Annotated in this window: 1 pseudogene; it reads right to left on the reverse strand. The window is 79.6% G+C overall.

Annotated features, from left to right (window positions below):
• Window positions 1–57: 57 nt before the first annotated feature.
• Window positions 58–1,195 (reverse strand): annotated as a pseudogene (locus B7L92_RS37630) (ABC transporter permease); the annotation flags it as partial.

Genomic DNA, 1,195 nt, shown 5'->3' on the forward strand with positions numbered 1-1,195 from the left:
GGAGGGGTGCGGGAGGCGGGGGAGCCGCCGGGGACCGCGCGTCGTCGTTCGGCCGCCTCACCGGGCATCGCCCGCCCTCAGCTCCCGCACCGACCCCCGGCGCCCCGTCCACCACGCCTGCGCCGCCGCGATCCCGACGGTCAGGGCCACCACCGCCAGCGCCGGCACCAGCAGCGACACCGGATCGGTACGCAGCGTCGCCCGCCCCGCCGGGGACGAGGAGGCGGCGAGGGCGAGGGCCGTCAGGTCGACGCCGGGGGAGAGCAGCCGGACGGCGGCCCAGGCCGTGAGGATGCCGCCGACCGCCGCGAGCAGGGCCTGCGGAAGGGACTCCAGGACGAGCAGACGGCGCCCCTGGGCGCGGGTGAGGCCCATGGTGCGCAGACGGGCCAGCAGCGCGGCGCGTTCGGGGGCGGCGCGCAGCAGGGTCAGNNGCGAACTCCTCGGCGCGCACCCGGACCTGTGTTCCGCTGCCCGCGACCCGGCGCAGCTCGGCCGCGTCCGGGTGGTCGCCGGTCACCAGCAGCGAGGTCGGGCGGGCGGCGTCGGCGGGAAGCCCCGACCGGTCCACGACCAGGAACTCCTGGCCGGCGACCGCCGGGGTCCGCTCCCGCACCAGCACGATCCGCACGGTGACCAGGGCGCCGTCGTCCAGGCGCACCGCGAACGGCCGGGTGCCGTAGTGGTCGGCGACCGCGGGGGAGGCCAGGGCGGGCAGGGCCTCGGACCCGGAGGCCCCGGGCGCCCTCAGCGCGTCCCGGCCGAAGGGACCGAGGTCCGTGTGCCGGGCCAGGGCCGCGTAACCGGCCGGGTCGACGCCGGCCAGCTGGAGGGTCGTCCGACCGTCCAGGGGCTGGGCGTAGTACGTGATGCCGACGGGGGTGACCTCGCGCACGCCGGGCACGCGCCGAACCCGGTCGGCCAGGCCGGACGGCAGCGCCTGGGACGAGGTGACGCGGGCGTCGGCGCCGACGGCGAGCACGGCCGCGCGGTCCCGGGNNAGCACCGCGGAGCCGGACGCCCGGCCCGCGCGGGCCAGGGACAGCGGGCCGACCACGCCCCGCAGCCGCCCGGCCGGACGGGCCAGCCCGCGCAGCGGCAGCGGGTACAGGCGCACCAGCACCAGGGCGGCGATCACCCCCACCAGCACCGGGGCCAGGGCCACCAGGTGGTCCCCGGAAGCGCCGGAAGCCCC

Source organism: Streptomyces viridosporus (assembly GCF_002078235.1).
In the GTDB taxonomy this organism is placed as follows: Bacteria; Actinomycetota; Actinomycetes; order Streptomycetales; family Streptomycetaceae; genus Streptomyces; species Streptomyces viridosporus.